1 protein-coding gene is annotated in these 714 nt (G+C 45.2%); it reads right to left on the reverse strand.

Annotation, left to right across the window (positions count from 1 at the left end; genetic code table 11):
• Positions 1-696: pertactin-like passenger domain-containing protein (locus KQJ19_RS23800; RefSeq protein WP_253296416.1), on the reverse strand; the 696-nt coding region annotated here is incomplete at its 3' end.
• Positions 697-714: the final 18 nt, after the last annotated feature.

Genomic DNA, 714 nt, shown 5'->3' on the forward strand with positions numbered 1-714 from the left:
GTGCTGCACCATCCAAAATGCACTGTCACTTCCGGAAAATTTTCCTGTAACTAGACGATCTCTCACACTTTCCAGTTCAGCATCAAATACTAGAGGCTGTACTGCTGCCATATTTAAAACTGCAGAAGTTGATGCTGAAATACGTCGTTTTATATTCTCAGCAGGTAAATCTGGCTGCGGCCCCGGGTCTGGCTGCGGTATCGGGTCTGGCTGCGGTATCGGGTCTGGCTGTGGTTTTAGATCCGGACTCAGTAACCATCCCCCAGTGTCATTTTTTATGAGTCTGTATTCCCATGTTCCCAGTTCAACGACACCTCCTTGATTTCCAAGAGTGAAAACAGCATCACCACCTCCTGTTTTGACCAGCACCAAACTATTATCTAAGGTAGGACTGACTCCAGTGTCCTGAACAAATAACCGGAACGAACCCGTTGCATTTCCAATCACGTGCAGAAGATCACCTTTACTAGCGGCTATATCCGTATGCATGTAAAAATCGCCATAACCAGACAGACTACTATCACCAAATTGATCAGTTAGGGTCAGTGTATTCCAGCCTGTGGGTACTCCTTCCTGTGTGTTGTACAACATTACACTGCCTCCTGACATAGTTAGGTTATTCAGTTCATATTGGCAATCTGTGGTACATTCTTTTTCATTGTTTAGCAGCAGACTACCACCGTTATTCAACGTCATATCTGCCTGGTGTGAAGA

Origin of the sequence: Citrobacter sp. S46_ASV_140, assembly GCF_018919545.1 — a bacterium.
Taxonomy (GTDB): Bacteria; Pseudomonadota; Gammaproteobacteria; order Enterobacterales; family Enterobacteriaceae; genus Citrobacter; species Citrobacter braakii.